The sequence below is a fragment of the Streptomyces cavernae genome (genome assembly GCF_004023625.1).
Classification (GTDB): domain Bacteria; phylum Actinomycetota; class Actinomycetes; order Streptomycetales; family Streptomycetaceae; genus Streptomyces; species Streptomyces cavernae.
In genome coordinates, this window is sequence record NZ_RPDJ01000001.1 from 303424 (window position 1) to 328118 (window position 24695).

17 protein-coding genes and 2 pseudogenes are annotated in these 24695 nt (G+C 72.2%); 5 read left to right on the forward strand and 14 right to left on the reverse strand.

All coding sequences use genetic code 11. From position 1 onward, the window contains the following. Positions 1–60: 60 nt before the first annotated feature. Complete coding sequence (locus EF387_RS11290) at positions 61–1383, reverse strand: ABC transporter substrate-binding protein (RefSeq protein WP_128376384.1); 1323 nt, start codon at positions 1381–1383, stop codon at positions 61–63. Between the two features lie 205 nt (positions 1384–1588). Here EF387_RS11290 and EF387_RS11295 point away from each other — a divergent pair, with 205 nt between their 5' ends. Beyond that, positions 1589–3115, forward strand: coding sequence for an SDR family oxidoreductase (locus EF387_RS11295; RefSeq protein WP_238431449.1), 1527 nt, complete (start codon positions 1589–1591; stop codon positions 3113–3115). Here EF387_RS11295 and EF387_RS11300 read toward each other — a convergent pair. After that, positions 3088–3430 (reverse strand): annotated as a pseudogene (locus tag EF387_RS11300) (3-hydroxyacyl-CoA dehydrogenase family protein); the annotation flags it as partial. The gene EF387_RS11295 and the pseudogene EF387_RS11300 overlap by 28 nt on opposite strands. Before the next feature lie 71 nt (positions 3431–3501). Continuing rightward, the gene (locus EF387_RS11305; RefSeq protein ID WP_128376386.1) at positions 3502–4758 is read right to left on the reverse strand and encodes an MFS transporter; all 1257 of its coding nucleotides are present in this window, start codon (positions 4756–4758) and stop codon (positions 3502–3504) included. 617 nt (positions 4759–5375) lie between these two features. On the opposite strand from EF387_RS11305, the gene EF387_RS11310 reads away from it, so the two are divergent. Continuing rightward, positions 5376–6857: an MFS transporter gene (locus EF387_RS11310; RefSeq protein WP_128376594.1), complete on the forward strand. Its 1482-nt coding sequence runs from the start codon at positions 5376–5378 to the stop codon at positions 6855–6857. 98 nt (positions 6858–6955) lie between these two features. On the opposite strand, the gene EF387_RS11315 is transcribed toward EF387_RS11310, so the two are convergent. From EF387_RS11315 to EF387_RS11350, 8 genes are all read right to left on the reverse strand, one after another. Continuing rightward, positions 6956–7888: a polysaccharide deacetylase family protein gene (locus tag EF387_RS11315; RefSeq protein WP_162467117.1), complete on the reverse strand. Its 933-nt coding sequence runs from the start codon at positions 7886–7888 to the stop codon at positions 6956–6958. Beyond that, a complete protein-coding gene (locus EF387_RS11320; protein ID WP_238431450.1) occupies positions 7885–8673 on the reverse strand; it encodes a polysaccharide deacetylase family protein in 789 nt (262 codons plus the stop codon). The genes EF387_RS11315 and EF387_RS11320 overlap by 4 nt, the downstream gene beginning before the upstream one ends. A gap of 158 nt (positions 8674–8831) precedes the next feature. Next, positions 8832–9656, reverse strand: coding sequence for an ABC transporter ATP-binding protein (locus tag EF387_RS11325; protein ID WP_128376389.1), 825 nt, complete (start codon positions 9654–9656; stop codon positions 8832–8834). Further along, positions 9653–10609, reverse strand: a complete 957-nt coding sequence (locus EF387_RS11330; RefSeq protein ID WP_128376390.1) for an ABC transporter ATP-binding protein — start codon at positions 10607–10609, stop codon at positions 9653–9655. Before EF387_RS11330 ends, EF387_RS11325 begins: the two co-directional genes overlap by 4 nt. Continuing rightward, positions 10609–11451 carry an ABC transporter permease gene (locus tag EF387_RS11335; protein ID WP_128376391.1) on the reverse strand — a complete coding sequence of 281 codons (843 nt, stop codon included), beginning with the start codon at positions 11449–11451 and terminating at the stop codon, positions 10609–10611. Before EF387_RS11335 ends, EF387_RS11330 begins: the two co-directional genes overlap by 1 nt. Continuing rightward, positions 11448–12398 (reverse strand): ABC transporter permease, encoded by a 951-nt coding sequence (locus tag EF387_RS11340; RefSeq protein WP_128376392.1) that lies wholly within the window; start codon positions 12396–12398, stop codon positions 11448–11450. The genes EF387_RS11335 and EF387_RS11340 overlap by 4 nt, the downstream gene beginning before the upstream one ends. 7 nt (positions 12399–12405) lie before the next feature. Beyond that, a complete protein-coding gene (locus EF387_RS11345) occupies positions 12406–14067 on the reverse strand; it encodes an ABC transporter substrate-binding protein (protein ID WP_420802555.1) in 1662 nt (553 codons plus the stop codon). A gap of 130 nt (positions 14068–14197) precedes the next feature. Further along, positions 14198–15376: a C45 family autoproteolytic acyltransferase/hydrolase gene (locus EF387_RS11350; RefSeq protein WP_128376393.1), complete on the reverse strand. Its 1179-nt coding sequence runs from the start codon at positions 15374–15376 to the stop codon at positions 14198–14200. A 125-nt stretch (positions 15377–15501) separates the two neighbouring features. Between EF387_RS11350 and EF387_RS11355 the strand changes: the two genes are divergently transcribed. After that, the gene (locus EF387_RS11355; RefSeq protein ID WP_128376394.1) at positions 15502–16398 is read left to right on the forward strand and encodes a MurR/RpiR family transcriptional regulator; all 897 of its coding nucleotides are present in this window, start codon (positions 15502–15504) and stop codon (positions 16396–16398) included. A gap of 1134 nt (positions 16399–17532) precedes the next feature. On the opposite strand, the gene EF387_RS11360 is transcribed toward EF387_RS11355, so the two are convergent. Further along, positions 17533–17970, reverse strand: coding sequence for a peptidoglycan-binding domain-containing protein (locus tag EF387_RS11360; protein WP_162467118.1), 438 nt, complete (start codon positions 17968–17970; stop codon positions 17533–17535). Positions 17971–18409: 439 nt separating this feature from the next. On the opposite strand from EF387_RS11360, the gene EF387_RS11365 reads away from it, so the two are divergent. Further along, on the forward strand, positions 18410–21511 hold the full coding sequence (locus EF387_RS11365) for an AfsR/SARP family transcriptional regulator (RefSeq protein ID WP_128376396.1): 3102 nt from the start codon (positions 18410–18412) through the stop codon (positions 21509–21511). A 72-nt stretch (positions 21512–21583) separates the two neighbouring features. On the opposite strand, the pseudogene EF387_RS11370 reads toward EF387_RS11365, so the two are convergent. Beyond that, positions 21584–22395 (reverse strand): annotated as a pseudogene (locus EF387_RS11370) (Tat pathway signal sequence domain protein); the annotation flags it as partial. 413 nt (positions 22396–22808) lie between these two features. Between EF387_RS11370 and EF387_RS49715 the strand changes: the two are divergent. Further along, complete coding sequence (locus EF387_RS49715; RefSeq protein WP_338058103.1) at positions 22809–22934, forward strand: SAM-dependent methyltransferase; 126 nt, start codon at positions 22809–22811, stop codon at positions 22932–22934. 295 nt (positions 22935–23229) lie between these two features. On the opposite strand, the gene EF387_RS11380 is transcribed toward EF387_RS49715, so the two are convergent. Further along, positions 23230–24684, reverse strand: coding sequence for an FAD-dependent monooxygenase (locus EF387_RS11380; RefSeq protein ID WP_128376397.1), 1455 nt, complete (start codon positions 24682–24684; stop codon positions 23230–23232). Between the last annotated feature and the right edge of the window lie 11 nt (positions 24685–24695).

Below are 24695 nucleotides of genomic sequence, written 5' to 3' on the forward strand. Positions count from 1 at the left end.
GTCTTCTGGGTCCCCCGTTGGGTCCTCCGTCCTCACTCCCGGCCGGTGCTCATCCGGTCCTCACTCCTGGCCGGTGCTCACTTCGGTGCGTACGGGGGTCCGCAGTACGCCCTTGTCGTCGTAGGCGTACACCTCGATCGTGGCCCGGTTCGGTTCGCCGGCGTCACTGAACTCCAGCGGACCGCTCACACCCTCGTAGTCGATGTCCCGGCCGGCCGCGATCAGCTTCTTGCACGCGGCGAACGAGTTGCACTTCTCCCCGCCCTTGGTGATCCCCACCATCTCCTTCACGAACGTCTCCGGGTTGTCCGACCCGGCCTTCTCCGCGGCGAGCGCCACGGTCGTCACACAGTCGAAGGCCTGCGGGGCGAACTGGAGCTCCTTCAGGTCGGGCGCGAACTCCTTGAGATCCTTCACGTACTGCTCGTTCTCGGCCGCCGCCGGAGCCGTCCCCTTCATCCCGGCCAGCCGTTCCGGGTTGCCGGGGGACACGAGGGAGGGAAGTTCCTCGCTGCGCAGCCCGTCCGCGCCGTACACGCCGATCCGGTCGGGTCCGAGCCCGGCCTCGATCAGGCCCTGCAGGATCCGTGCGCCCTCCTCGAACGCGATCACCACGACCGCGTCCGGCCCGGAGTCCTCGACCTGCTGCACGACCTGGTCGAAGTTGGCCGCCCTCGGGTCGTAGGTGTCCGAGAGCGCCACGGTCGCACCGCGCTCCCTCAACGCATCCGCGGTGGACTCCACCAGGCCGCGGCCGTAGTCGTCGGCCCGACCGATCAGTGCGATCCGCTCGTGACCGTCATCCCTTATGAGGTCCGCGAGCACGGGCCCCTGCAGGACGTCGCTGGGTGCGGTGCGGAAGTAGAACCCGCCGTCGTCGTAGTCGGTGAAGGTGGGCGCGGTGTTCGATGCCGAGCACTGCGCCACACCGGCTCCGGTCACCCGGTCGATGAACGCCAAGGACATACCCGAGGCCGCCGCGCCGATGATCGCGTCCACCCCGGAGGCGAGCACCCGTTCGGCGGCCTGCGCCGCGACGGCTTCCTGGCCCGCCTCATCGCCGGATACCACGGCCGGCACCGGCCTGCCCAGAACACCGCCCGCGTCGTTGATCGTCTGGATCGCGAATCTCACGGACTCGATCTGCGGCGGGCCCAGGTAGGCGAGCTGCCCCGTCTCCGGCAGGACAGCGCCGAACTTCAGCTCCCCGTCCTCCTCACCGGCCGGGGCCGCGGCCCCGGCGCTGCCGGTCACGCCGATCACGCTCACCAGCAGGGCCGCCACGCTCGTGAAGATCGCGGACCGCTGTATCGGCGTTCGCCGCTCCAACGGCCTGTTCGGCGTTTTCGGCGCCCGGTTCCACGCCCGTTTCGACGCCTTCATGTCCGCCTCCTCTCAACGAGGCGGGCAGGGGTCGAGAGGCCGGCCTCCGCCCGCCCTCACACCACCGAGGGTAGATCCGCCGACAGCCGTTCGCGCCCGGTGGGCGATCGCTTTCGCGTCCCGCATCCGACCGCCGTTTTCCGGCGGAACCACACGGGGGAGGCGAGACATAAAGCGAGACATGACAGACAAGGCGGAGGGACGGATGAGCGACGACAGAACCGGCCACGGGCTGAACTGCCTGGTGACCGGCGCCACCGGCTACATCGGCGGGCGGCTCGTGCCCGAGCTTCTCCAAGCGGGTCACCGGGTGCGCTGTCTGGCCCGTACACCGCGGAAGCTGCGCGACCACCCCTGGGCGGGCGACGTCGACGTGGTGCGCGGTGACGTCACGGACGCCGGCTCCCTCACCGCGGCGATGCGGGGCATCGACGTCGCCTACTACCTTGTGCACGCCCTCGGCACCGGACGCGACTTCGAGGAGACCGACCGACGGGCCGCGCGGATCTTCGCCGAACGGGCACGGGCCGCTGGTGTGCGCAGGATCGTCTACCTCGGTGGACTCACCCCCGCGGGCGTGCCCGAGACCGGGCTGTCGCCGCACCTCAGGTCCCGCGCGGAGGTCGGCCGCATCCTGCTGGCCTCGCCGGTGCCCGCCACGGTGCTGCGGGCCGCGGTCATCATCGGCTCCGGCTCGGCCTCCTTCGAGATCCTGCGCTACCTCACCGAACGGCTCCCGGTGATGGTCACCCCGAGCTGGGTGCGCACCCGCATCCAGCCGATCGCCGTCCGCGACGTACTGCGCGCCCTCGTCGGCAGCGCACGCATGCCCGAGGGAGTCAACCGGGCCTTCGACATCGGCGGCCCCGACATCCTCACCTACCGCGAGATGATGCTCCGCTACGGTGCCGTCGCCGGGCTCCCGCACCGGGTGATCCTGCCCGTGCCGGTCCTCACCCCACGGCTGTCCAGCCTGTGGATCGGCCTGGTCACGCCGGTGCCGAACGCCATCGCGCGACCGCTCACCGAGTCCCTGCGGCACGAGGTGGTGTGCAGGGAGCGCGACATCACCCGGTACGTGCCCGATCCGCCGGGCGGCCCCGTCCGGTTCGACGAGGCGGTCGCGCTCGCGCTGCGCCGCGTCCGGGAGGCCCGGGTCGTCACCCGCTGGTCGTCGGCCGCGGTGCCGGGCGCGCCGAGCGAGCCCCTGCCCACCGACCCCGACTGGGCCGGCGGGAGCCTGTACACGGACAGCCGTGAACTGGCCGTCGACGCCAGTCCGGGGACCCTCTGGCGGATGATCGAAGGGATCGGCGGCGACAACGGCTGGTACTCGCATCCGCGGGCCTGGGCGGTCCGCGGCCGGCTGGACCGCCTCGTGGGCGGCGTCGGCCTGCGCCGCGGGCGCCGGGACGCGGCCCGGCTGCGCATCGGCGACTCGCTCGACTTCTGGCGCGTCGAGGAGATCGAGCCTGGACACCTGCTGCGGCTGCGCGCGGAGATGCGCCTGCCTGGCCTTGCCTGGCTGGAGATGCGCGCCGAGACCGACGAGGACGGCCGTACCTGCTACCGGCAGCGTGCGCTGTTCCACCCGCACGGCCTGCTCGGGCACGCCTACTGGTGGAGTGTCTCCCCGTTCCACGCCCTCGTCTTCGGCGGTATGGCCCGCAACATCGCGGTGGCGGCCGAGGCGAGCCAACCCGGTTACGCGAGGGCGGGGGTGGACGCGTAGTCGTGGAAGCCGCGCCCCGACTTCCGGCCGGGCAGCCCCGCCTCCACCATGCGCAGCAGCAGCGGCGGCGCGGCGTGCAACGGGTCCTTGAAATCCGCGTACATCGCGTCGGCGATCGCCGTGAGGGTGTCCAGGCCGATCAGATCGGCGAGGCTCAGCGGCCCCAGCGGATGGGCGCAGCCGAGGACCATACCGGTGTCGATGTCCTCGGCGGAGGCAGTCGGATTCCATCATCCGTACCGCGGAGAGCAGATACGGCACCAGCAGCGCGTTCACCACGAAGCCGGCCCGGTCCTGTGAGCGGATCACCTGCTTCGCTGTTCCTCGCACGGGGCCACCGGGCGGAGGATTGACGCGCCCGTCGAGGACCGCGCCGTTGTGGTGGGTCACGAGCGGCTCGGGCGCGGTTCCCGGTCGGGTTGCGGCGCGACGTGGTGTCGTCGGGGGAGCAGGAACGGGGTGGCGAGCAGAAGGACGCCGGCGACCGCGATCGCGGTACGGGGGCCGGTGACGCCGGCCAGCAGTCCCCACAGGGCGGTCATGGCCGCGATGGACACCTTGCCGGTCGCCGACCACGCCGACAGGGTGCGGGTGACCCGGCCCGCCGGCGTGTGGCCCAGCCGTTCGGTGGCGAGCACCGGGTTGAAGACGCCGATGCACGTGATGAGCCCGAGCTCGATGACCATGACGAGGACGAGGCCGCTGGTACCGGGGTGGATGAAGGCCAGCCCGACGGGCCAGCAGGCGCGCAACGCCCCGGCCGTGAGCAACACCTTGTGCTGACCGAAGCGTGCGACGAGCGGGCGGGCCAGCCGTGAGCCGATCAGCCCGCCGAGACACGGCACCGCGAAGGCGAGGCCGTACTGCCAGGGCGCGAAGTGGAGCGGACCGAGCATGAGAACGAGCAGCAGCGGCGAACTCGCCATGATCAGACCGTTGACCAGGACCGTGTTCAGGAACAGCGGCCGCAGCGCCGGGTGGGAGAGGATGTACCGCCACCCTTCGAACACGTCGCGGGCCCGCAGCCGTGGTGGTGCTTCGCCGGTGCCCGGGTCCGGCTGCGGGTCCTCGCCGCCGATCGCGCGGATCCCCGCCGCGGACAGCAGATAGCTGACCGCGTCGGCGATGACGGTCAGCACGGGGCCGAACAGCCCGATCGCGGCCCCGCCGAGCGGCGGGCCGGTCACGGTGGCGGTCCAGGTCGTGGCCTCGAGGCGGGCGTTCGCGACGAGCAGGTCCTGCGGCCGGACGAGTGCCTTCAGACATGCGCCGACGGCCGCGCCGAAGGTGATGTCGGCCGCCGCGACGACGACCGACACGACCACGAGCTGGCCGAAAGTGAGCAGGTTGAGCGCGTACGCGGCGGGGACGGTCAGCAGCGCCGCACACCGGATCAGGTCCATCGCGACCATCACCGGCCGTTTGCGGCGGAGTTCCACCCACGGGCCGAGCGGCACCGACACCACGGCCCCCACCGCCGTCCCCGCCGCGGCCAGCGCCGCCACCTGCGCCGGCCCGGCGTGCAGTACGAGGATCGCGATCATGGGAAACGCGTCGAAGGCGACCCGTGTGCCGAACGTACTGACCGCGTAGGACGCCCACAGCCACCCGAACCCCCGCCCCAGCGACCGCCTGACCCCCATACCCAGCCCACACCCCTCGCCGTACCACCCGCACGCCTCGCGCCGACGGAGGCCATACGTCTCGCGCCGACGGAGGCCGCACGCCTCGCGCCGACCCCGGCCGCACGCCTCGCGCCGACCCCGGCCGCACGCCTCGCGCCGACCCCGGCCACACGCCCGGCGCCGACCGTTGCCACACGCCTCGCGCCGACCGCAGCGACCTTACCGATCGCAGGGCTCACCGCCCGGCGCACTCAGTCCGAAAGCGTTCGATCCACTCGGCGTTGAGCCGGCCGGCCTGGCGGCGGTGGCGGGCACGACGGTGTCCACGGCGGCCGGGCCGAGGACGAGAACCCCACGATGCCCCGCGTGATCGCGGCCATCCCGGCGTCGAGCCGGCACGCGCCCCGCAACCGCAATACGACCCGCCCAGCCGCCCGTGCTGATCGATTGGTGACGGCCACGACAGGGGCGTACGGTCGAACGGTGGACACAGCAGTGGACAGAGCGCCGGGCGGAAGCGGCCACTGACTCTCCCGAGGGTTCGTCCCCCGAGAGCGCGACACGCCATGAGCAGCCGGCAGCCGACCCCGTCGCCCCAGACCACCGCACGGGAACCCCGCGGTGGCGGGAACGCGATGGCACTGCTGGTCATCGCCTCGTGCCAGCTGATGGTGGTCCTCGACATCACCATCGTGAACATCGCGCTGCCGGACATCCAGCGCTCCCTGGACTTCTCCACCACCAGCCTGTCCTGGGTGGTCAACGCCTACACGCTCACCTTCGGCGGTCTGCTGCTGCTCGGCGGCCGGGCCGGTGACATCCTCGGCAGACGGCGGGTCTTCATCTTCGGCGTGCTGCTCTTCGTGCTCGCCTCCCTGCTCGGCGGGCTCGCACAGAACGAGGCCCAGCTCCTCGGCGCACGTGCCCTCCAGGGCGTCGGCGGCGCCATCGCGTCACCGACCTCCCTCGCCCTGATCAGCACGACCTTCCGCGAAGGACCCGAGCGCAACCGGGCCTTCGGGGTCTTCGCCGCGGTCTCGGCGGGCGGCGGCGCGATCGGGCTGCTCGCGGGCGGGGTCCTCGTCGAGTGGCTGAACTGGCGGTGGGTGTTCTTCGTCAACGTCCCGATCGGGCTGCTGATCGTCCTCGCCACGCCCCGCTGGATCAGGGAGTCCGAACGCCACCCGGGCCACTTCGACATCACCGGAGCGCTGACGTCCACCATCGGCATGGTGCTGCTGGTGTACGGGTTCATCAGGGCCGCCCAGGACGGCTGGCGGGACGCCCTCACGCTGGCCTCGTTCGCCGCGGCCGTCGTCGTCCTCGCGGGGTTCATCCTGATCGAAAGGCGTTCCAGACAGCCGATCACACCCCTGCACATGTTCGCCGACCGCAACCGCGCGGGCACCTACGGAATCATGCTGTGCCTCGCCGCCGCGATCTTCGGCATGTTCTTCTTCCTCACGCTCTTCGTGCAGAACGTGCTCGACTTCAGCCCGCTGGCGGCCGGGCTCGCCTTCCTGCCCGTCAGCGCGGTCATCGCCGTCGGCGCCGGACTGGCCTCCCGGTTCCTGCCCGTCTACGGACCCAAGCCCTTCATGGTGGTGGGCGCGATCCTCGCGGCGACCGGCCTGGCCTGGCTGACCCTGACCGATGTCCACTCCACGTACGCGGGCAGCGTCCTCGGACCGATGCTCGTCTTCAGTCTGGGCATGGGCATGGAGTTCGTCTCCCTCACCCTGATGGCGCTCTCCGACGTCCGCACCCAGGAGACCGGCGCCGCCTCCGGACTCCTCAACGCCACCCAGCAGGTCGGTGGCTCGCTCGGACTGTCCATCCTGGTCACGATGTTCGGCACGGCCAGCAGGAACGAGGCGGAGAACCAGATCCCGCAGTTCCTGGCGCAGGCGACCCCGGCCGAGCGGCTGCGCTTCCAGCGCACCGGGGAGCTGCCGCCGCCCTGGGCCGACGAGGTCCTCACCGCCGGGGTCTCGGCCGCCTTCATCATGGCGGCGATCTTCACCGTGATCGCGGCGCTGATCGCAGTCCTGGTCATCCAGGTCCGCCCCTCGGACCTGGAACGCCTCAAGGGCGGAGTGGGCCCCGGGCCGGTGTGACCGCCCGTCCGGCGACCGGGCCGCGGACCGGCCTTGTGCGGGCTTGGAGCCTGGCGAGGGCCCGGAGCCCGGCGTGGGCCCGGAGCCCGGTCGGCGTCTCATTCTGTTGACGACCATGCCGCCTTGACCCGTTCCGGGTGGCCTTCCGGTTCCGTGGTCCGCCCGGCCAGGGACCGCCAGTGCCGGGCCACCTGCCCGCCGGTGGCGAACCAGACGTCGCCGGGGGACCGCATGTGGTCCAGCAGTTCCTCGAGCAGCAGCGCCCGCCCGGGCTTGCCGATGGACTGCGGGTCGAGCGCCAGCACCCAGCACAGACCGTAGTCGCGGTAGGCGTCGAAGGAGTCCTTCCAGTCCTCCAGGACGTCCCGGTAGGCGGCGATTCGCGCCTCGCCCGGGGGGAACGCCACCGGCGCGCCGTTGTAGAGGAAGTACGGGTGGTCGGCGTACTCCCACTGCCACGGCAGCTCCACCACCGATGTGCGCCGCCCGCCGGACCACAGGAAGTGCGGACGATCGTCTCCGTGGGTCGAGGACGACCAGGCGAACCCGGACCGCTCCAGGAGCGCGGGGTGCGCCTCGCCGCCCAGGGTGCCGGGCACGGCGCGCAGACCCGTCGGCCGGCTCCCCGTGAGGGACGTCAGCAGGTCGGCCGTCCGTGCCCAGACCCTTTCCGGGCCGGCCGGGCTCTCGTCGCGGGCCGGGGAGTCGCGGGCCGGAGAGTCGAGGGCCGGGGGTCCCGCGACGCCGATCTCGTGCCCGGCGGCGGCGATGGTGCGCACGGCCTCCGGGTGGTGAACGGCGGTGTGCTCGGGGACGAACCAGGTCCCCGGCAGACCGCGTCGTCCCAGCAGTTCCAGCAGCCGCGGCACGCCCCGATGTATGCCATAGGTGCCCAACGACAGTGTCTTCGGCCGGTCCGGTGCGGAAGGGTGCAGCCGCAGCCAGAACGACTCGGCGTCCAGGCCGAAGGTGAGGACCACGGCGCAGCGAGCGCCCGAAGGCCAGACCGGCCGTGTTTCGCGCACGGTCATGCCCTCCGCCACCATTCGGCTATCTCCGACCCGGTGGCGAACCACACGTCGTCGTGCCTGCCGATGTGGTCGAGCAGCCGTTCAAGTGCCCGCACCCGCCCCGGCTTTCCGATGACCTGCGGATGCAGCATCAGCACGTAGCACAGCCCCCAGCGGTGATAACCGTCGAACTCGCGGCGCCAGTTGTCGAACGTCGCGGCCGTGCCGGCGATCCGGTCCAGGCCGCGCGGTTCGGGCGGGGACTCGTTGTAGACGAACTGCTGGTAGTCGTCGAGCTCCCAGTGGGCCGGTATCTCGATCAGGTCCCCGGCGCTGCCCGCCACCCCCCACGAGTAGGGGCGGTCGTCACCGCGCATGGAGCTGGAGTAGGAGAAGCCGAGGTCGGCCAGGAGCGCCGGGGTGTCGGCGGCGATGTCGCCGCTCGGGCTGCGGAACCCCACAGCTCTCACCCCGGCGGTGCGCTCCAGGAACTCCTGGCTGCGCTCGATGATCGCGCGCTGCTCGCGGAGGGGATGGTCGAAGAAGGTCTCGTGCATCCACCCGTGGTGGCCGATCTCATGGCCCGAGGCCACCACGTCCTTCACGAGGGCAGGCCACTGTTCGATCGTCTTGCCGGGGACGAAGAACGTGGCGGGAAGCCCGCGGTCCTGCAGCATGTCGAGGATGCGCGGGGTCCCGCGCCAGGGCCCGTAGGCGCCGATGGAGAAACCCCTCGCGTCGCTCCAGCGGCCGGTGGCACGGTCGTCGAGCCACAGGGTGGGGCCGTCCACGTCGAAGCTGAGCATGACGGCGCAGCGTGCGCCGCCGGGCCAGTCGGGGAGCGGGTCCCCAGTATTCCCGGAGCCCCGAGAGTCCCAGCTCCGGGAGTCCCCACGGTCCTGAGGCTTCCGAGGTTCTGGGGGCAACGTCCGTCCCTTCTCGGTCGGTCGCGGGCCGGCGGTCATCAGCCGGTCGCCTCCACCAGCGCCGAGCGTGCCGCGACCGCGTCGTCCGGGTCCCAGCCCTCCCGGGGCACGGCGGCGAGCAGCAGCCGGGTGTACGGGTCGCTGGGCTCGCTGAGCACACGGGCGGTCGGGCCCTGTTCGACGACCCTGCCGCGCCGCATGACCAGCACGTCGTCGGTGATGTGCTGGACCACCGCGAGGTCGTGGCTGACGAAGACGAGTGCGACGCCGGCCTCCCGGCGGATCTCGTCCAGCAGGGCGAGTATCTGGGCCTGGATGGACACGTCCAGCGCCGCGACCGCCTCGTCGAGGACCAGCACCCGGGGGTCGACGGCGAGAGCGCGGGCGATCGCCAGGCGCTGCCGCTGCCCGCCGGAGAGCTGCCGGGGCCGTGCCCGGGCCTCCCGCTCGCCGAGCCCGACCCGTTCCAGCAACTCCCCGGCCAGGGCCTCCTCCTTGCCGTGCAGCCGCAGCGCCGTGCGCAGGCACTGGCCTGCGGTGAGCCGCGGGTCGAGGGAGAGATAGGGGTCCTGGAAGACCATCTGGATCTCGCGGGCCCGGGCCAGCCGGGCGGTCCGTCGCCCCGGCGTGCGGGCGGCCCGGGCAGTGCCCCCGACCGTCACCGTCCCGGAGTCGGGCCGCACCAGTCCCACGAGCATCCGCGCCACGGTCGTCTTGCCGGACCCGGACTCCCCGACGATGCCGAGCGAGCCACCGGGTGCCACGCCGAAGGACACGTCCTCGGCCGCCGTGAGCCGTCCGCCGCCGGGCAGCGGGTAGCTCTTGCACACCTTGTCCACGACGAGCAGGCCGGTGTTGTTCATGGCGCGGTCCTTTCCGCTGGGGCGGGCACGGCGGCGGGTATGCGGTGACACGCGGCGGTGCCTCCGTCCGGCAGCGTCACCGCTGCCGGGTGCCGGGACGAGCAGTCGGGTTGCGCATCGGGGCAGCGCGCCGTGAACGGGCACCCGGGGAAGGCGTCGGAAAGCGACGGCGGCTTTCCGGGGATGGGCTCGATCCTGCGCGGGGTGTCGCCCAGCGTGGGTGAACAGGCCAGCAGCCCACGGGTGTAGGGGTGGGCGGGGTCGGCGAACAGGGCGGCGGCGGTGCGCTCCTCGACGACCCGGCCGGCGTACATCACGTACACGCGGTCGCAGTACGCCGCCGCGAGGTGCAGGTCGTGCGTGATGAACAGCAGCCCCGCTCCGTGTTCGGCGCGCAGGGTGCGCAGCAGGGCGAGGATCTCCGCCTGGGTGGTGACGTCGAGCGCGCTGGTCGCCTCGTCGGCCAGCAGCAGCCGCGGCGGCGTGGCCAACGCACCGGCGATGACGACCCGTTGGAGCATGCCGCCGGACAGTTCGTGGGGACGCTGACGCATCCGGCGTTCCGGATCGGACAGGCCGACGGCCGCGAGGAGTTCCACGGCCCGCGTCCGGTCTGCGCCGCGTTCGAGGAGGAAGTCGCCTATGCGGCGCACGGGGTTGAGCGCGGCGCGCGGGTCCTGGTGGACCATGGACACGGTGCGGGCGCGGTGCCGGCGCAGCTCTTCACCGGTCAGTGACAGGACGTCGGCGCCGGCGACGTGGACCGAGCCGGACGCCGTGGCCCCGGCGGGCAGCAGGCCGAGCGCGGCCTTCGCGGTCGTCGACTTGCCGGATCCCGACTCGCCGACGAGGCCGACGACCTCGCCCTCGGCGATATGCAGAGCCACCTCGTCCAGCAGCGGACGCGCGGTGCCCGGCACCTCGACGGTCAGTCGGTCGATGGTGAGCAGCATCAGCCCCGCCTCCCCAGCCGGTCGGCGGCCCAGACGCCGACCACGTTGAACGAGACCACCACCGCGGCGATGGCCGTGCCCGGTACGAGAGCGGGCAGCAACGCGCTCTGCACCACGGCGGCCTGCCCCTCCTGCACCATCAACCCCCAGTCGGAGCTGGGCGGCTGGGCGCCGAACCCGAGGTACGACAGGGTCGCGAGGGACATCAGCGCCTCGCCGAACAGCACCACGAGATAGCCCACGACACCGCGGCCGAGGTTGGGCACGAGGTACAGGGCGCAGATCCTGGCGCCGCCCATGCCCTGCACCCGGTAGGCGTCGATGTACGGCTTACCGCTCTCCGACAGGGCGAGAGAGCGCGTGTACTTGGCCACGGTCGGCGTGTACGCGAGCCCGAGAGCCAGCACGGAGGTGGTCATACCGGTCCCGAACACCGCGATGATCAGCACGGTGAACAGCAGTCCCGGGAAGGCGTACATCACATCGGTCAAGCGGGAGACGAAGGCGTCGACCCAGCCGCCGCGCCATGCGGCGAGCACCCCGAGGGTGACACCCAGCACGGCCGCGACCGCGAGCAGCAGCACGGGCGCGATGAGGCTGGTGCGGGCGCCGTACAGGACGCGCGACAGCAGGTCCTGGCCGGAGGCGTCGGTGCCCAGCAGATGTTCCGCGCTGGTGCCGGCGAGCGAGGCGGACAGGTCGATCGCCTCCGGCGCGTAGGGCGCCAGCAGCGGGGCGAGGGCGGCGGCCAGCGCCACCAGCGCCAGGAAGGAGCCGGCGAGCAGGACGCCCACAGGGCGCCGCGGGCGGACGGCGACCGGAGCGAGGGTGAGTGCGGTCATGCGGTGCGGGCCTTTCTCACACGCGGGTCGAGCAACGGATGCACCAGGTCGACCACGGTGGTCACCAGGACGTAGCCGGTGACCATCAGCAGCAGCACGGCCTGGGCGACCGGGAAGTCATGGGCGTTGATGGCGCCGACGAGCAGGGAGCCGATCCCGCTGATCCCGAAGGCCGTCTCCACGACGACCGTGCCGGCGAACATGCCCGCCGCCACCAGCCCGCACATGGTGATGATCGGTCCGAGCGCGTTGCGCAGGACGTGGCGGCGGACGATGTTGCGTTCCGGGATGCCGGAGGCGCGTGCCGCCTCCACGTGGTCGGAGGCGGCGGCGTCCGCCATGGCCTGCCGGGTCACCCGGCTGATGACGGCGAGTGCCCCGAGCGCCAGCGACAGAGCGGGCAGGGTGAGATGGTGCAGCGTTCCGGCGAAGCCGGTACCGCTGCCGGTAACCGGGAACCAGCCGAGCCGCACGCCGAACAGCGAGACCAGCGCGATCGCGGCGACGAACGACGGCACCGAGGCGGCGAGCGTCGTGGTGCCCACGACCGCCGAGTCGACCCAGCTGCCCTCCCTGACCGCGGCGAGGATGCCGGCACCCACGCCGAGGACGACGAACAGCAGGGTCGCGTAGGCGACCAGTTGCACGGTGGTCGGCAGCCGGGCCGCGATCAGATCCGCGACCTGGTCGCTGTACTGGAAGGACCGGCCGAGGTCGAAGTGCAGAGAGTCCCCCAGCCAGCGGCCGTACTGGACGACGAGCGGCTCGTCCAGGTGGTACTGGGCGCGGACGGCCGCGAGCCGCTCGGGTGTGAGCTTGTCGCGGCCGCCGGCGAGGAAGACGGCCGGGTCACCGGGCGCCGCGTACACGGCGACGAAGATGACGAACGAGGCGGCGAAGAGCGTGGCCAGGAATCCGGCCAGGCGCCGCGCTATGCGGACGGGCATGGTCCCCTCAGCCCTTCTTGACGCCGAGATCGGCCGCCCACGGGTAGTACAGGTAGGCCTGGGAGGCGGGCGGGCCGGTCAGCTTGTCGCTCAGCACCAGCACGGACGGCACCTGCGCGATCGGGATCCACACGGCGGCGTCCGCGAAGCGCTGCTCCACGTCGATCGCGAGCGTGGCACGCTCGTCGTCGTCGAGGGTGGCCAGCGCCTGACGGACCTTGGCGTCGTACGTGCTGTCCTTGAAGCCGACCCAGTTGTTGGACGAGTCGGACAGGCCGTTGTCGTAGAAGCCCATGGGGTCGGCCTTGGAGATGTACCAGTCGCCGACGATCGCGTCGACATCGGCGCGGGCCTTCGGGTCGCTGTAAAACTCCTCGAACTGTGCGGGCGGCACCGTCTTGATCGAGGCCTTCAGCCCGATGCTCTGCAGCGCGGCGCGGGTGGCGTTGGCGATGACGGTGCGGCCCTGCGTGGCGTCGGTGCCGATCACGATCGGTTCCGTGGGGGCGCCGGCCTCCTTGACCAGCTTCTTGGCCTCGGCGAGGTCCTCGGCGTCCGGGGATGCGGGCGCCGTCTGCTCCAACTTCTTCTCCGCGGCGGTGAATTCGGTCTTCGCGTAGCCCCAGGAGCCGGCTCCCACCGGGCTCGCCCACGGCTCGACCAGCCCGCCGTAGCCCGACTTGGCGATGCCTGTCCGGTCGAGCGCGAGCGACAGGGCCCGGCGGATCTCCGGCTTCTTCAGACCGCCGCGTTCGGTGGGGATGAGGTTGAGGGTGGCCGTCGACGGCCCGTAGTACTGGCTGAGGCCCTTGGTGCCGCGCAGGGCGGAGGCGGTGTTGGGTGCCGATGCGTACGCGCCGTCCGCGGCCCCGGTCTTGAGCGCGTTGACCAGCGCGCTGTCGGAGGCCCAGCGGAAGACGACCTGGCCGGCGAGCGGCTTCTTGCCCCAATAGCCGTCATACGCGCGGATGGTGATCGAGTCGCCGGACTTCCAGCCGGCCAGCTCGTACGGACCCGAGCAGGCGTCGCCCTGGCCGGCCGTGCCGAAGTCCTCGCCGGCCCGCTCCACCTGCTCCTTGTTCCAGACGATGCCGGCGTCGCCCGCGAGCGCCTTGGTGAACAGGGCGTCGGGCGCCTTGAAACGGATGGTGATCTCGTTCCGGCCCGTCTTCTTCATGGAGGTGACGTTGGTGAACTCGTCGCTTTGTTCCATGTCCGGGTCGGCGTGCCGCTCAAGGCTCCACAGCACGTCGTCGGCGGTCAGCTCGGAGCCGTCGTGGAAGGTGACGCCGTCGCGGACGGTCAGCACGAGGGTCTTGTCGTCCGGGGTCGCGGCCTTCTCGGCGAGGAAGGGCTTGGACGTCATGTCCGGCTGCAGCTGGAACAGCCGCTCGCAGACGTTGGTGAGGACGACGCGGCCGGCGCTGCCTCCCTGAGTGTCCAGATCCAGGGAGTCCGGTTCGTCCTCGAGCAGCCAGTTCACCCGGTCCACTCCTCCGGCGGCCGGCGGGGAGGTCGGGGTCAGCTCGAGCTCGGCCGCGTCGGCGGTCTTGCCGCCGGGGGTGTTCGTGGCGGCGCCACTGCAGCCCGCGGCGGTGAGCATGGTGGCGGTGACCAGGCCCACGGTCACCGTCTTACAGGTCTTGGTCATCCGTTTGTTCGTCGCCATCGGGGCGGACTCCTGTTCCGGGTTCGGCGGGGGAGGGGCTCGGGAACGTCGTCGTGCGGGGGTCACGAGGTCTGCGGAGTGGGGGGAGTCGGGGAATGCGGCGGGAACCGGCCACCCCGAAGAAGTGGGATCAGACGGCGATCGGGGCTTCGGCGTAGGGCGCGTCGCCGTACGGGCCGTCGTAGAGGTTCCAGGGCAGGTGCTGGTAGTCGCGGTCGCAGGGCGTGCCCGCCGTCAGATGGTAGTCACCCGTGGTCAGGTCCACGCAGGAGGACACGAGCGTGGTCCAGTGCTCGATGGTGGGCTTGCGCGGGTCCGGGTGGGTGCACAGCGACTCGGGGCGGCCGAGGTGGTCGGAGAGGGCGTCCTTGATCAGCTTGCGGCTCTCGTCGGGGCCGGTGCTCGCGCGGAGGGCGCGCAGCCCCTGCGTGGCGCGGGGGACGCGGACCAGTGAGTCGGGGGACAGCGGGCGGTAGTCGGCGGCGAGGGCCGCCGGGACGCCCGCCTGGTAGTGGTTGCCGTGCACGAGCAGGCCCTCCTCCGGGTACAGCCAGCCGTGCCCGGCGGGTGTGGTCTCCAGGTCGACGGCGAAGCCCTCGCGGCAGGTGAGCAGTGCGTTGGAGGCGATGTGGGCGCGGGTGCGGCAGAGCACGTCGAGTGCGTCGGTGATGGTGGGCTGGTCGAGGACGCTGCGGCGTACGACCGTCTGCGGCAGGCCGATGGTGTTGTTGAAGCGGCCGCCCAGCCCGTTGGCGTTGAAGGCGATCCCCGCGGAGTTGGCGCCCTGACGACCGACCTGACCAGCCTCCACCTGCATGATCACCGTGGGCGCTGGCGGCTGGACGACACGCAGCATGACGACGGTGTCGGCGACGCCCGCCCGCCAGTCCCAGTTCTGCCCGGCCCACACATGGCCGTCGCCGCTGGCCGGACCGTATGCGGCGAAGGACGTGCAGCCCTCGGCGGGCTCCGTCTCCACCTGGTGCTCAGCCATCTCCGCGAACGAATTGTCGTAGATGACCTCGCCGCGGGCGTTCAGGGCCAGCACGTCGAGGAGCGTCACCCCCGCTCCGTCGGCGATGCCCCGCATCTCCTGAAGCAGGTGCGGTGCGTGGGAGCGCACCGGCTCCTGCCAGCGTGCGGCGCGTGCGGTCACCTGGTCCCAGGTCAGCCCGGCGGACTGGCCGAAGGCCTCCTCGTAGTACGCCAGCGCCGCGTGGATCTGGGGGCGTACGGCCTCGCCGTACTGGCGTCCGCGCTCGGCGGGGGTGCCGGAGATCTCGATGAGGGGCAGCGTGCGGGATGTCATTCTTCTCCTCGCGACGGAGAACTCCTGCTCGGCCCACGTCCTGTAACGTGGATTACGAGAAGCTCTCCTTCCGGAATGCAATGACCAGGAGCGTAACCCTCATAACAAGGAAGTCAATCCCTGTAATGGAGATTTCACAGGACGATGCCGGCGTCGCCCGCCTCCGTACGGCCGTACGCGACCACTGGGAGACCCTCTCCGCATCGGAACGCTCGGTCGCCCGCTACCTGGTGAGCGCACCCGTCGAGCAACTCCTCTTCGCCAGCGCCCAGGAACTGGGCAGCGCCAGCGGTACCAGCAACGCCACCGTCGTCCGGGCGCTCCAGCGCCTCGGTTACGCAGGGCTGCCCGCGCTGAAGCGGGAACTCGCCACCCACTTCACCGCGGCCGTGGCCCCCGAGGTGCGGCTGAAGCAGCGCATCGCCCACGTCGGCCGCGACCTGGAAGGCATCTGGAACGATGTGATCGACGAGGCCAGGGAGCGCATCGAGCAGACCCAGCGCCTCACCGAACCGGAGGCACTGCGTGCGGCGGTCGCCGTCCTGGCCGACGCCGGAGAGGTCCACTGCTACGGAGTCGCGGCCTCCGAGCCGGCCGCCCGGCACCTGTCACTGACGCTGGCCCGCATCGGCCGCCGGGCGCGGTTCGTGGGCGCGACCGGCTTCGCCCTCGCGGACCATCTCCTCGCCCTGCGTCAGGGCGACGCCGTGGTGATCTTCCAGCCCGGCCGTGAACTGCCCGAGCTCACCGTGCTCATCGAACGGGCACAGGCCGTCGGGGCCGGCGTCGTGCTGGTCACCGAGGAACTCGGGGAACGGTTCGGCCCGCGCGTCGACGCCGTCCTCACCGCGCCGCACACCCCGACGGGCATCACCTCGGAAGCACTCACGGCCCTGGTCGTGGCGGATGTGCTACTGCTCGCGCTGACCACCCTGGACGAGACGCGAGCCGTCGACACCTCACATCAACTTACCGTCCTGCGTGAGCAGTTGCTCCCTCCAAAGGGCGGACGCAGAAGCTGATCCGCGCCGCCGGGCCGCTGCCCCGCCCGGCGCCGTTCCGCTCGTGGCGGGGCGGAGGGGAGGAAGGGCGTCGGCACGGCCATGGCAGCACGGGCGACGGCAGCGCGGTCGATGGCAGTAACGGTCGACGGATGCAGGGCCGGCGGCGCAGGGCCGACGGCCGCCGGTCGGGGAAGAGCCCGGCCGACGGCCGACGGCCGCCGGTCCGGGCCAAGCCCGGCCGACGACCGTCGGGTGGGTGCACCCAGCTCCAGGGGCCCCTCGGCTCCCGGGCTCCCGGGCCTCGGCTCCTGGCCCCCCGCGACGCCGGGCCGCTGTCCCGCCCGTGCCGTCCCTTGGGGCAGGGGCGACAGCTGAAGGGGCGGCGGCTGCACGGCCGACGGCAGCGCGGTCGATGGATGCAGAGCCGATCGCCGCAGTGCCGACGGCCGCCGGTCCGGGACAAGCCCGGCCGGCGGCCGTCGGTGGGTCGGTGGGTCCCCCCAGCCCCGGGGGCCGGGCCCCTCGCTTCCCGGCCTTCGGGCCCCTGGCCGCCGGGCCCCTCGCTTCCCGGGCCGCCGGCCGCCGGGCCCCTTGGCCCCCGCCTCCCGCCCCCCCCCGCGACGCCGGGCCGCAGTACCGCCCGGTGCCGTCCCTCGGGGCAGGGGCGACGGCGGCGGCAGCTAGGTCGACAGACGCAGAGCCGGCGGCGCAGGGCCGACGGCCGCCGGTCCGGGACAAGCCCGGCCGGCGGCCGTCGGGCGGGTTCCCCCCGGCCCCCGGGCCCCGGCCCCACCCCCGCCCCCCGGCCCCCGGGCCCCGGCCCCTCCCCGGCCCCCGGGCCCCGGCCCCTCCCCGGGCCTCGGGCCTGGGGCCCCGGGCCTCGGGCCCCCGGGCCTCGGGCCTGGGGCCTCGGGTCTCGGGCCTCCGGCCCTCGGGCCCCGGACCCGAGACCTCGGGCCCCGACCCCCGGACCTCGGCCCCACCGGACCTCGGGCCCCCGCCCCGGCTCTTGCCCCTCGGCCCCTCGGCCCCTCGGCCCCTCGGCCCCTCGGGCTCCCGTGCACCCGGCCCTTGGGCCCCCACCCCCCGGGGCCCCGGGCCCGGACGCCGCCGAGCTCTGGGGAAGGGGCGTGGTGCGGAGGGAGAGTGGCGTCAGAGGCGTCGGCAGCTGAAGGCGCCGCCGCGGCTGAACTCCCACTTGAGGTGGTCCCGCGACTGGGTTCCGTACTCTCCGTCCGCGCCGATGCCCTCCTTGCGCTGCGCACGGGTCAGGGCGGCCGTCGTGTTGCGTCCGAAGGAGCCGTCGACCACCAGGGACTCGCTGTAGCAGACGTTCAGCGAGCGCTGCAACATGGCGACCGCCTGACTCTGCGCCCCGCTGTTCATATAGCAGTTGGTACTGCTGTTGTAGGAGGGGATGTACGCGGTGTAGGTGCTTCCGCTGATCGTCTTGGTCCGCGATACGTAGGAGTTGCACCACCCGTCGTATGCCGCGGCGGGACCGGCCGCGGCGATCGCCAGACCGCTCCAGCCCAGCACGGCGGCGGTGAGGGTGGACAGTGCGACACGGACACTGTGCGAGCGGGACATCTGCGCTCCTTCTCTGAGGTGCTCTGATCTGCAACGGAGTTGACGTGCAGAAGTGGGTTGCCTCAGCGCTCCTGCTGACCCCTGTACAACAGGAAACCGAGGCAACCAATACGTTGATGTTTTTCGGCCATGAACACGGCGCATTGGCATCTGCTGACGACCGGCTCCTCACCGGTAACTTGTCGCGCGCAGACCCGCAGGCGCCGCCACTCGGGACTCGTGGTGCCCTCCGTCCTCTCCGGTGTTGCCGCCACGACGTACCGAAGCCCCGCCCCTGCGGCCTGCGCAACGGTGTGCGTCCCGTCCGGGGCGGGTCCCTGCTTCAGGATCTGCCGCGAGCCTTGCGGAAACCTTGTGGCGGTCGGCGCGCAGTGAGCCTGTCCGTGCCCGGTGTCGCCAGTTACCCCGATCCGGGCGCCGGACCTGCCGATGAGGGGCGATGAGACTTCACCTACTGGGCCCGCTTGAACTGTGGGCGGGAGACCGGCGTTTCGACCTCGGCCAGCCCAGACAACGAGCCGTGCTGGCGTCACTCGCCGTGGACGCCGGGCGGTTGGTCACCGTGGACAACCTGGTGGACCGGGTCTGGGACGACACCCCGCCCGACGGCGCACGGTCCGCCCTCTACGCCCACATCAGCCGGCTGCGCCGGACCCTGCAGGAGGCCGCGGACGCGGACGCCGGGCAAACGGCGCCTCCGCCCGTCCCGGACCGGTCACCGCTGTCCATCCGGAGAGCCTCCGGCGGGTACATCCTGGAGGCCGACGAGCGCGACATCGATGTGACGATGTTTCGCGCGCTCGTCTCCCAGGCACGGGAGGAACACCTCGAGGACGCGCACCGCGGACGGCTGCTGACGGAGGCGCTGGACCTGTGGAGAGGCGTCCCGCTCTCCGGGCTGACGGGTGCCTGGGCGGAACGCGTGCGTACGGTGTGGACACAGGAGTGCATCGAGGCGACCGCCGCCTGGGCGCGGATCCAACTGCGCCTCGGCCGGGCGGAGGAGGTCGTGGCCCGGGTGCGCCCCGTACTGGCCGAGCACTCCCTGGCCGAACCCCTTGCCGTGGTGATGATCCGCGCCCTGGCCGCCTCCGACCGGATCGCCGAGGCACTCGGCACATACGCCGACGTCCGGCAGCGGCTGGCTGACGCGCTGGGAGTCGACCCGGGGGACGAACTACACGCCGCCCACCAGGAGTTGCTGCGCGCCCAGTCGGAGGCCCGGCCCGGCGAAGGCACCGCGGCCACGGCCGCCGCACCCCCACCCGCCCGCGGACCCGTCCCTGAACAACTGCCCGCGAGCATCAGGGCATTCACCGGAAGGGACGAGCAACTCGCCGAGCTCACCCGGCATCTGACAGCGGGCGATACCGAAGCCGGCGACGCCGACACGGTCGTGATATCCGCCGTCTCCGGCACGGCGGGCGTCGGCAAGACGGCCCTGGCCGTGCACTGGGCGCACCGCATGCGCCACGCCTTCCCCGACGGCCGGCTGTATGTGAACCTGCGCGGTTACGACCCGGAGAAACCGGTGTCCGCCGCGACCGCGCTGTCCGGATTCCTCGCCGCGCTCGGTGTCCCCGGCCCGGAGATCCCCGCACGGATCGACGACCGGGCCGCCCGCTATCGCACGGCCGTCAGCGGACGCCGCATGCTGATCGTCCTCGACAACGCCTCCTCGGCCGAGCAGATCCGGCCGCTGCTGCCGGGAACCCCGACCTGCAAGGTGGTGGTCACCAGCAGGGACTCCTTGGCCCCCCTGGTGTCCTTGCACGGAGCGCACCGGTTGCTCCTCGACGTCCTCTCGCCCGACGACGCGCTGGCCCTGCTGCGCACACTGGTGGGCGACCGGGTCGACGCCGAGCGGGCGGACGCCGTGACCCTGGCAGAACAGTGCGGACGACTGCCGTTGGCGCTGCGGGTGGCGGCCGAGCTGGTGCTGTTCAGACCGCAGGTGCCGCTCGCCGAACTCGTCACCGAACTCCGCGACTTCCGCCGCCGCCTGGACCTGCTGGACTCGGACGGGGACCCGCGGGCCGCCGTGCGCGCCGTCTTCTCCTGGTCCTACGAACGGCTCCCGGACCCGGCGGCCCGGCTGTTCCGGCTGCTCGGGCTGCACCCCGGACCCGACTTCGGCGCCCACGCCGCCGCCGCGCTGTCCGGCGAACCCGTCGACCGGGTCCGCCGGGCGCTGAACATCCTCATCCGCGCCCACCTGGTACAGCAGACACGACCCGGCCGCTACACCATGCACGACCTGCTGCGCGCCTACGCCGCGGATCAGTCCGAGACCCACGACGGGCCGGGAGACCGCGCCGAGGCACTGTCCCGGCTGCTTGACCACTGCCTGGCGGCGGCCGCGGCCGCCATGGACGTGCTCTACCCCGCGGAGCGTCATCTGCGCCCGCCCGTCCCGGCGTTCGACACCGTGCTGCCGCCCCTGCGCACCGCCGCCGAGAGCCAGGAGTGGCTGCGCGCCGAGCAACCCACACTGGTGGCCCTGTGCGCCCGGACGGAGTATTCCGGATCGGCGGAGAACACCGTCCGCCTCGCGATGACCCTGCACCGTCACTACGAGCGGTCGGGCCGCTATGCCGACGCCCTCGCCGTCCACGGACACGCCCTGCGGGCAGCCCGGCAGGCAGGCGACGCACGGGGCGAGGCCGACGTCCTCGTCTGTATCGGAGCCGTCCACCGGCGGCTTTCGGACTATGAGACGTCGAGGGAGAACCACGAGGCGTCGCTGGCCATCTGCCGGCGCACCGGGTATCAGGTGGGCGAGGCACGCAACCTGACCAACCTCGGAGTGCTGCACGAGCTGCAGGGGCAGTACCCGCAGGCCGCCGAGTGCCACACGCAGGCGGTGGTGCTGTTCCGCTCGGCCGGGGACCGCCAGGGCGAAGCGGACGTGCTGAACAACCTGGGCATCGTCCACGAACTGCTCGAGGACTTCGACGCGTCGATGAACGACTACCGTCAAGCCCTGGCGCTGTACCGGGAGTTGGGCCACACGACCGGGGAGGCCGGCGCGCTGGGCAACCTGGGCATCACGCTGTCGCGGCTCGGTGAGCACGCCGCTGCGGCCGGGCACTTCGAGCGGGCTCTCGACGCGTTCCGCCGGCTCGGCCATCCCAGCGGGGAGGCGCATGCGCTGACCAACCTCGGAGACGCGCTGTGCGGGATGGGACGGCACGAGGAGGCCGCCGAGCGGCAGCGTCAGGCCCTGGCGCTGTTCCGGCAGACCAAGGAACGCTACGGCGAGGCGGGCGCCCGCAATGGCATCGGCGAGGCCCTGCACGGTATGGGGCGGCACACCGAGGCGCTGGAGGCACACGCGTCGGCGCTGAGCGTTGCCCTCGAGATCAATGAGCAGGAGGAGCAGGCCCGCGCCCAGATCGGCACCGCTCGCGTCCAGGAGACGCTGGGCGATCCGGGCCGGGCGCGGACCCACTGGCAGCAGGCCCTGGACCTGTACACCGCCCTCGGCTCACCGCGCGCGGAGGACGTACGCAAGCAACTGTCCGGTCTCGGCGACGGTTGAGGGCGCCGAGTGCGGGAGGGCGGCCCGGGCCGGTCGTCGGGAGGCGGGCAGGTGTCCGCGTAGGCGAACCGTCTCCTGGGGCCTCTTGACGAACGCCTCGGCACGCGCGCGCCGCTCCAGCCACACCCGGTCCCCGGTGAGCCGGGCGAGCCGTCCGAAGAGGCAGACCAGGTCGGTGTTGTGTTCGGTCGAAGTGAACGGCAGCTTCTCGCCGGCCCCGTTGACCCCGAACTTGTAGCCGCCGAGGGGCTCGTCGGTGCGGCCGGTCCGCTCGATCCACTCGCCGATCCGCACGGCACCCGCGAGGAAGCGGCGGGTACCGGTCCGGTGGGCGAGTGCGCTGAGCGCGATCCCCGCCCAGGCCATGTCGCCCACCGCCGTGCCGGTGAAGCCGAACTGCGTGCCGACGTTGGCGGTGCCGTCCGCCCGTACGAACCCGTCGGGTTGCCGCGACCCGTCGTAGAACGTGTACGGCCCCACGTTGTAGGCCTGACGGAGTCTGCCGTCGTCGTACGCCGGGTCGTGGGCCTGGGCGTAGAGGAGCGCGTCGCCGAGCGCCACGGCCCGTGCCCGGCCGTCCGCGGTACGCGCCGCGAGATGGGCCAGGATGGCGAGGGCGTTGTCGTAGGTGAAGGCGGTGCTGAACAGACCGGCCTGGTCGGTGTAGCTCTGGGCCAGACGGATCCTGCCGTGATCCGGATAGGCGTCCATGGCGGCGGCGAGGAAGGCGTGCGCCCGGTGCTCGGCGGAAGGCCGGACGCGGCCGGGAGTCCGGCCGCGTGGGCACCGCCGGCGCCGCCCGCGGTCAGCGCCGCGGCTCCGATGAGGAGTCCGGTTCCGACAAGCGTACGACGGCTGAGCGCGGGACCTTGGTTGCCGGTCATGGGTCTCTTGCGAGGTACGAGGCGGGGCAGTGCCGGTCCTGAGAGCGCTCTCAGTGGTGCGCGCTCATTGTGCTGGTGCGCCGGGGACGGGTCAACGTCCTTGACGCACAGACCGGTTGGCGGGGGAGGGGGGAGTCCGGGGGCGAAGGGAGGCGAAGGGAGGCGAAGGGAGGCGGGGGAGGTGTGGACGTCCGGAAGGACTGGGAGCACGCCGGGGCGCAGCCGTTTGAGGACCCGCCCCGGTCCCCAGCTCCCGGTCCCCCGGCTTCCGTTCCCGGTCCCCGGCCCCGTCCCGCAGGCTCCGGTCCCTGCCCCCCGGCCCCGGCCGGCCCTCGTACCGATCGTGCTCGCGCACGCCCACGCCATGCTGACCAGCCCCCCCCGAGGGCGCCACCAATTACATCGAGGCCGACGTGCACGATCCGGCCACCATCCTGGAACGGGCCGCCGCCACACTCGACTTCAGCCGGCCCGTCGCCGTGACGATGCTGGGCGTCATCAACTTCATCATCGACACGACCAGGCCCGGGCCGTGGTGAACCGTCTCCTGGAGGCCGTGCCGGCCGGCAGCTATCTGGTCATGTCACACCCCACCACCGAGGTGGACGGGGAGACGATGACGGAAGCCGTGCGTTACTGGAACAGCCAGGGCTCGGCACCGATGACCCTGCGCACACGTGAGGAACTGCTGGGCATCTGCGAGGGGCTTGACCTGCTGGAGCCGGGCGTCGTCTCCTGCTCACGCCCGCGCCCGGGCCGGTCCGACGAGCCGATCGTGGACGTGACGCAGTCTGCGGGGTGGCGAGGAAGCCGTAGGACGGCACCAACACGCCGTCACCTCACTTCAGTGTCGGCCACCGCCGATGCCCAGGCCACATGGCCGTCGGGACGTATCAGCGCGGCGCGGACGGCTCTCCATGGGCCCTCGGGACGGGCGAGTGTGGTCCTGTGGTGGTGGGTTTCCTGCGGGAGGTGCGGCATCCGGCCGTCCCCGCTGGATGCCTCAGCGTCCGTACCGCCGCTGAGATCGAGCAGGACGTGCCTCCCGCCCCGCATCAGGGCGAACAGGCTGGTGCCGTCGGCGAAGGCCAGGTCCGGGGCGCGGGTGCCGGTCAGCGGATGCGCGGTGGCCGGGTCGGCCGGCGGATAGCGGACGTCCAGCGCGGCGAGCCGCTCGGCCAGGGCGTGGGAGAACGCGGGCAGATCGTCGACCAGCTCGGACAGGAAGGCGCGCAGGGCCTGTCCTTCGGTGGAGTAGGCGGTCATGAGGGCGGTCTGCGCGCGCGTACTGGCCAGAAGTCGCGCCCCCACCGGGTGGCGTTCCGTGTGGTAGGTGTCCAGCAGTCCCGCGGGGGCGGTGCCGCGGACGGTGGCGGCGAGCTTCCAGCCGAGGTTGGTGGCGTCCTGGAAGCCGACATTGAGCCCCACCCCTCCGGTGGGGAAGTGCATATGGGCGGCGTCACCGGCGAGCAGCACCCGGTCCTTGCGGTAGTCGGCGGCCTGGCGGGTGGCGTTTCCGAAGCGGGACAGCCAGCGCGGGTCACGCATTCCGAAGTCCGTTCCCAGGACGCGCTTGGTCTTCGCGCGCATCTCCTCCAGGGTCAGTTCGCCGGGCCAGTCGGGTCGCCGGTCCTCCGGGGCGAGCCCGACGAAACGGGTCAGTCCGCCCGGCAGGGGCACGGCCATGACGCCGCCGTCCGGACCGAACACGCTCACGGCAACGGCGGGCGGCTCGTCGGTGAGCACGTCGCCCAGCCAGCCCCAGAGGGTGGTGTCGGTGCCGGGGAAGCCGATGCCGGCCTCCTCCCGGACGCGGCTGCGGGTGCCGTCGCAGCCCACGACGTACCGCGCCCGTAGCGCGTACGAACCCGCGGGCCCCACCACCTCGACATGGGCGTGGTCCGGTTCCTGCGCCAGCGCCGTCACCCGGTGACCGCGGCGGATCTCCGCGCCCAGGGCGCGTGCGTGCGCCTCCAGTAATTCCTCGGTACGAGCCTGCGGCAGCACCAGGGTGAACGGGTGGGGCGTGTCCAGATTCCTGAAGTCCAGACGGGCGTCCAGAGCCCCGAAATGGCCGGTGGGGACGGTCCTGCCCGCGGCGACGAAGTCCTCCGCGAGCCCCCGCATGCCCAGGATCTCCACGGTCCGGGGATGGACCGTGAGTGCCTTGGAATGAGGATTCCGCTCCTTCCTGGCCTCCAGAACCGTCACCGGCACGTTCTGCAGCCGCAGTTCGGCGGCCAGCCACAAGCCCGTGGGCCCTGCCCCGACGACAACGACCTCTTCCACGACGACCTCCT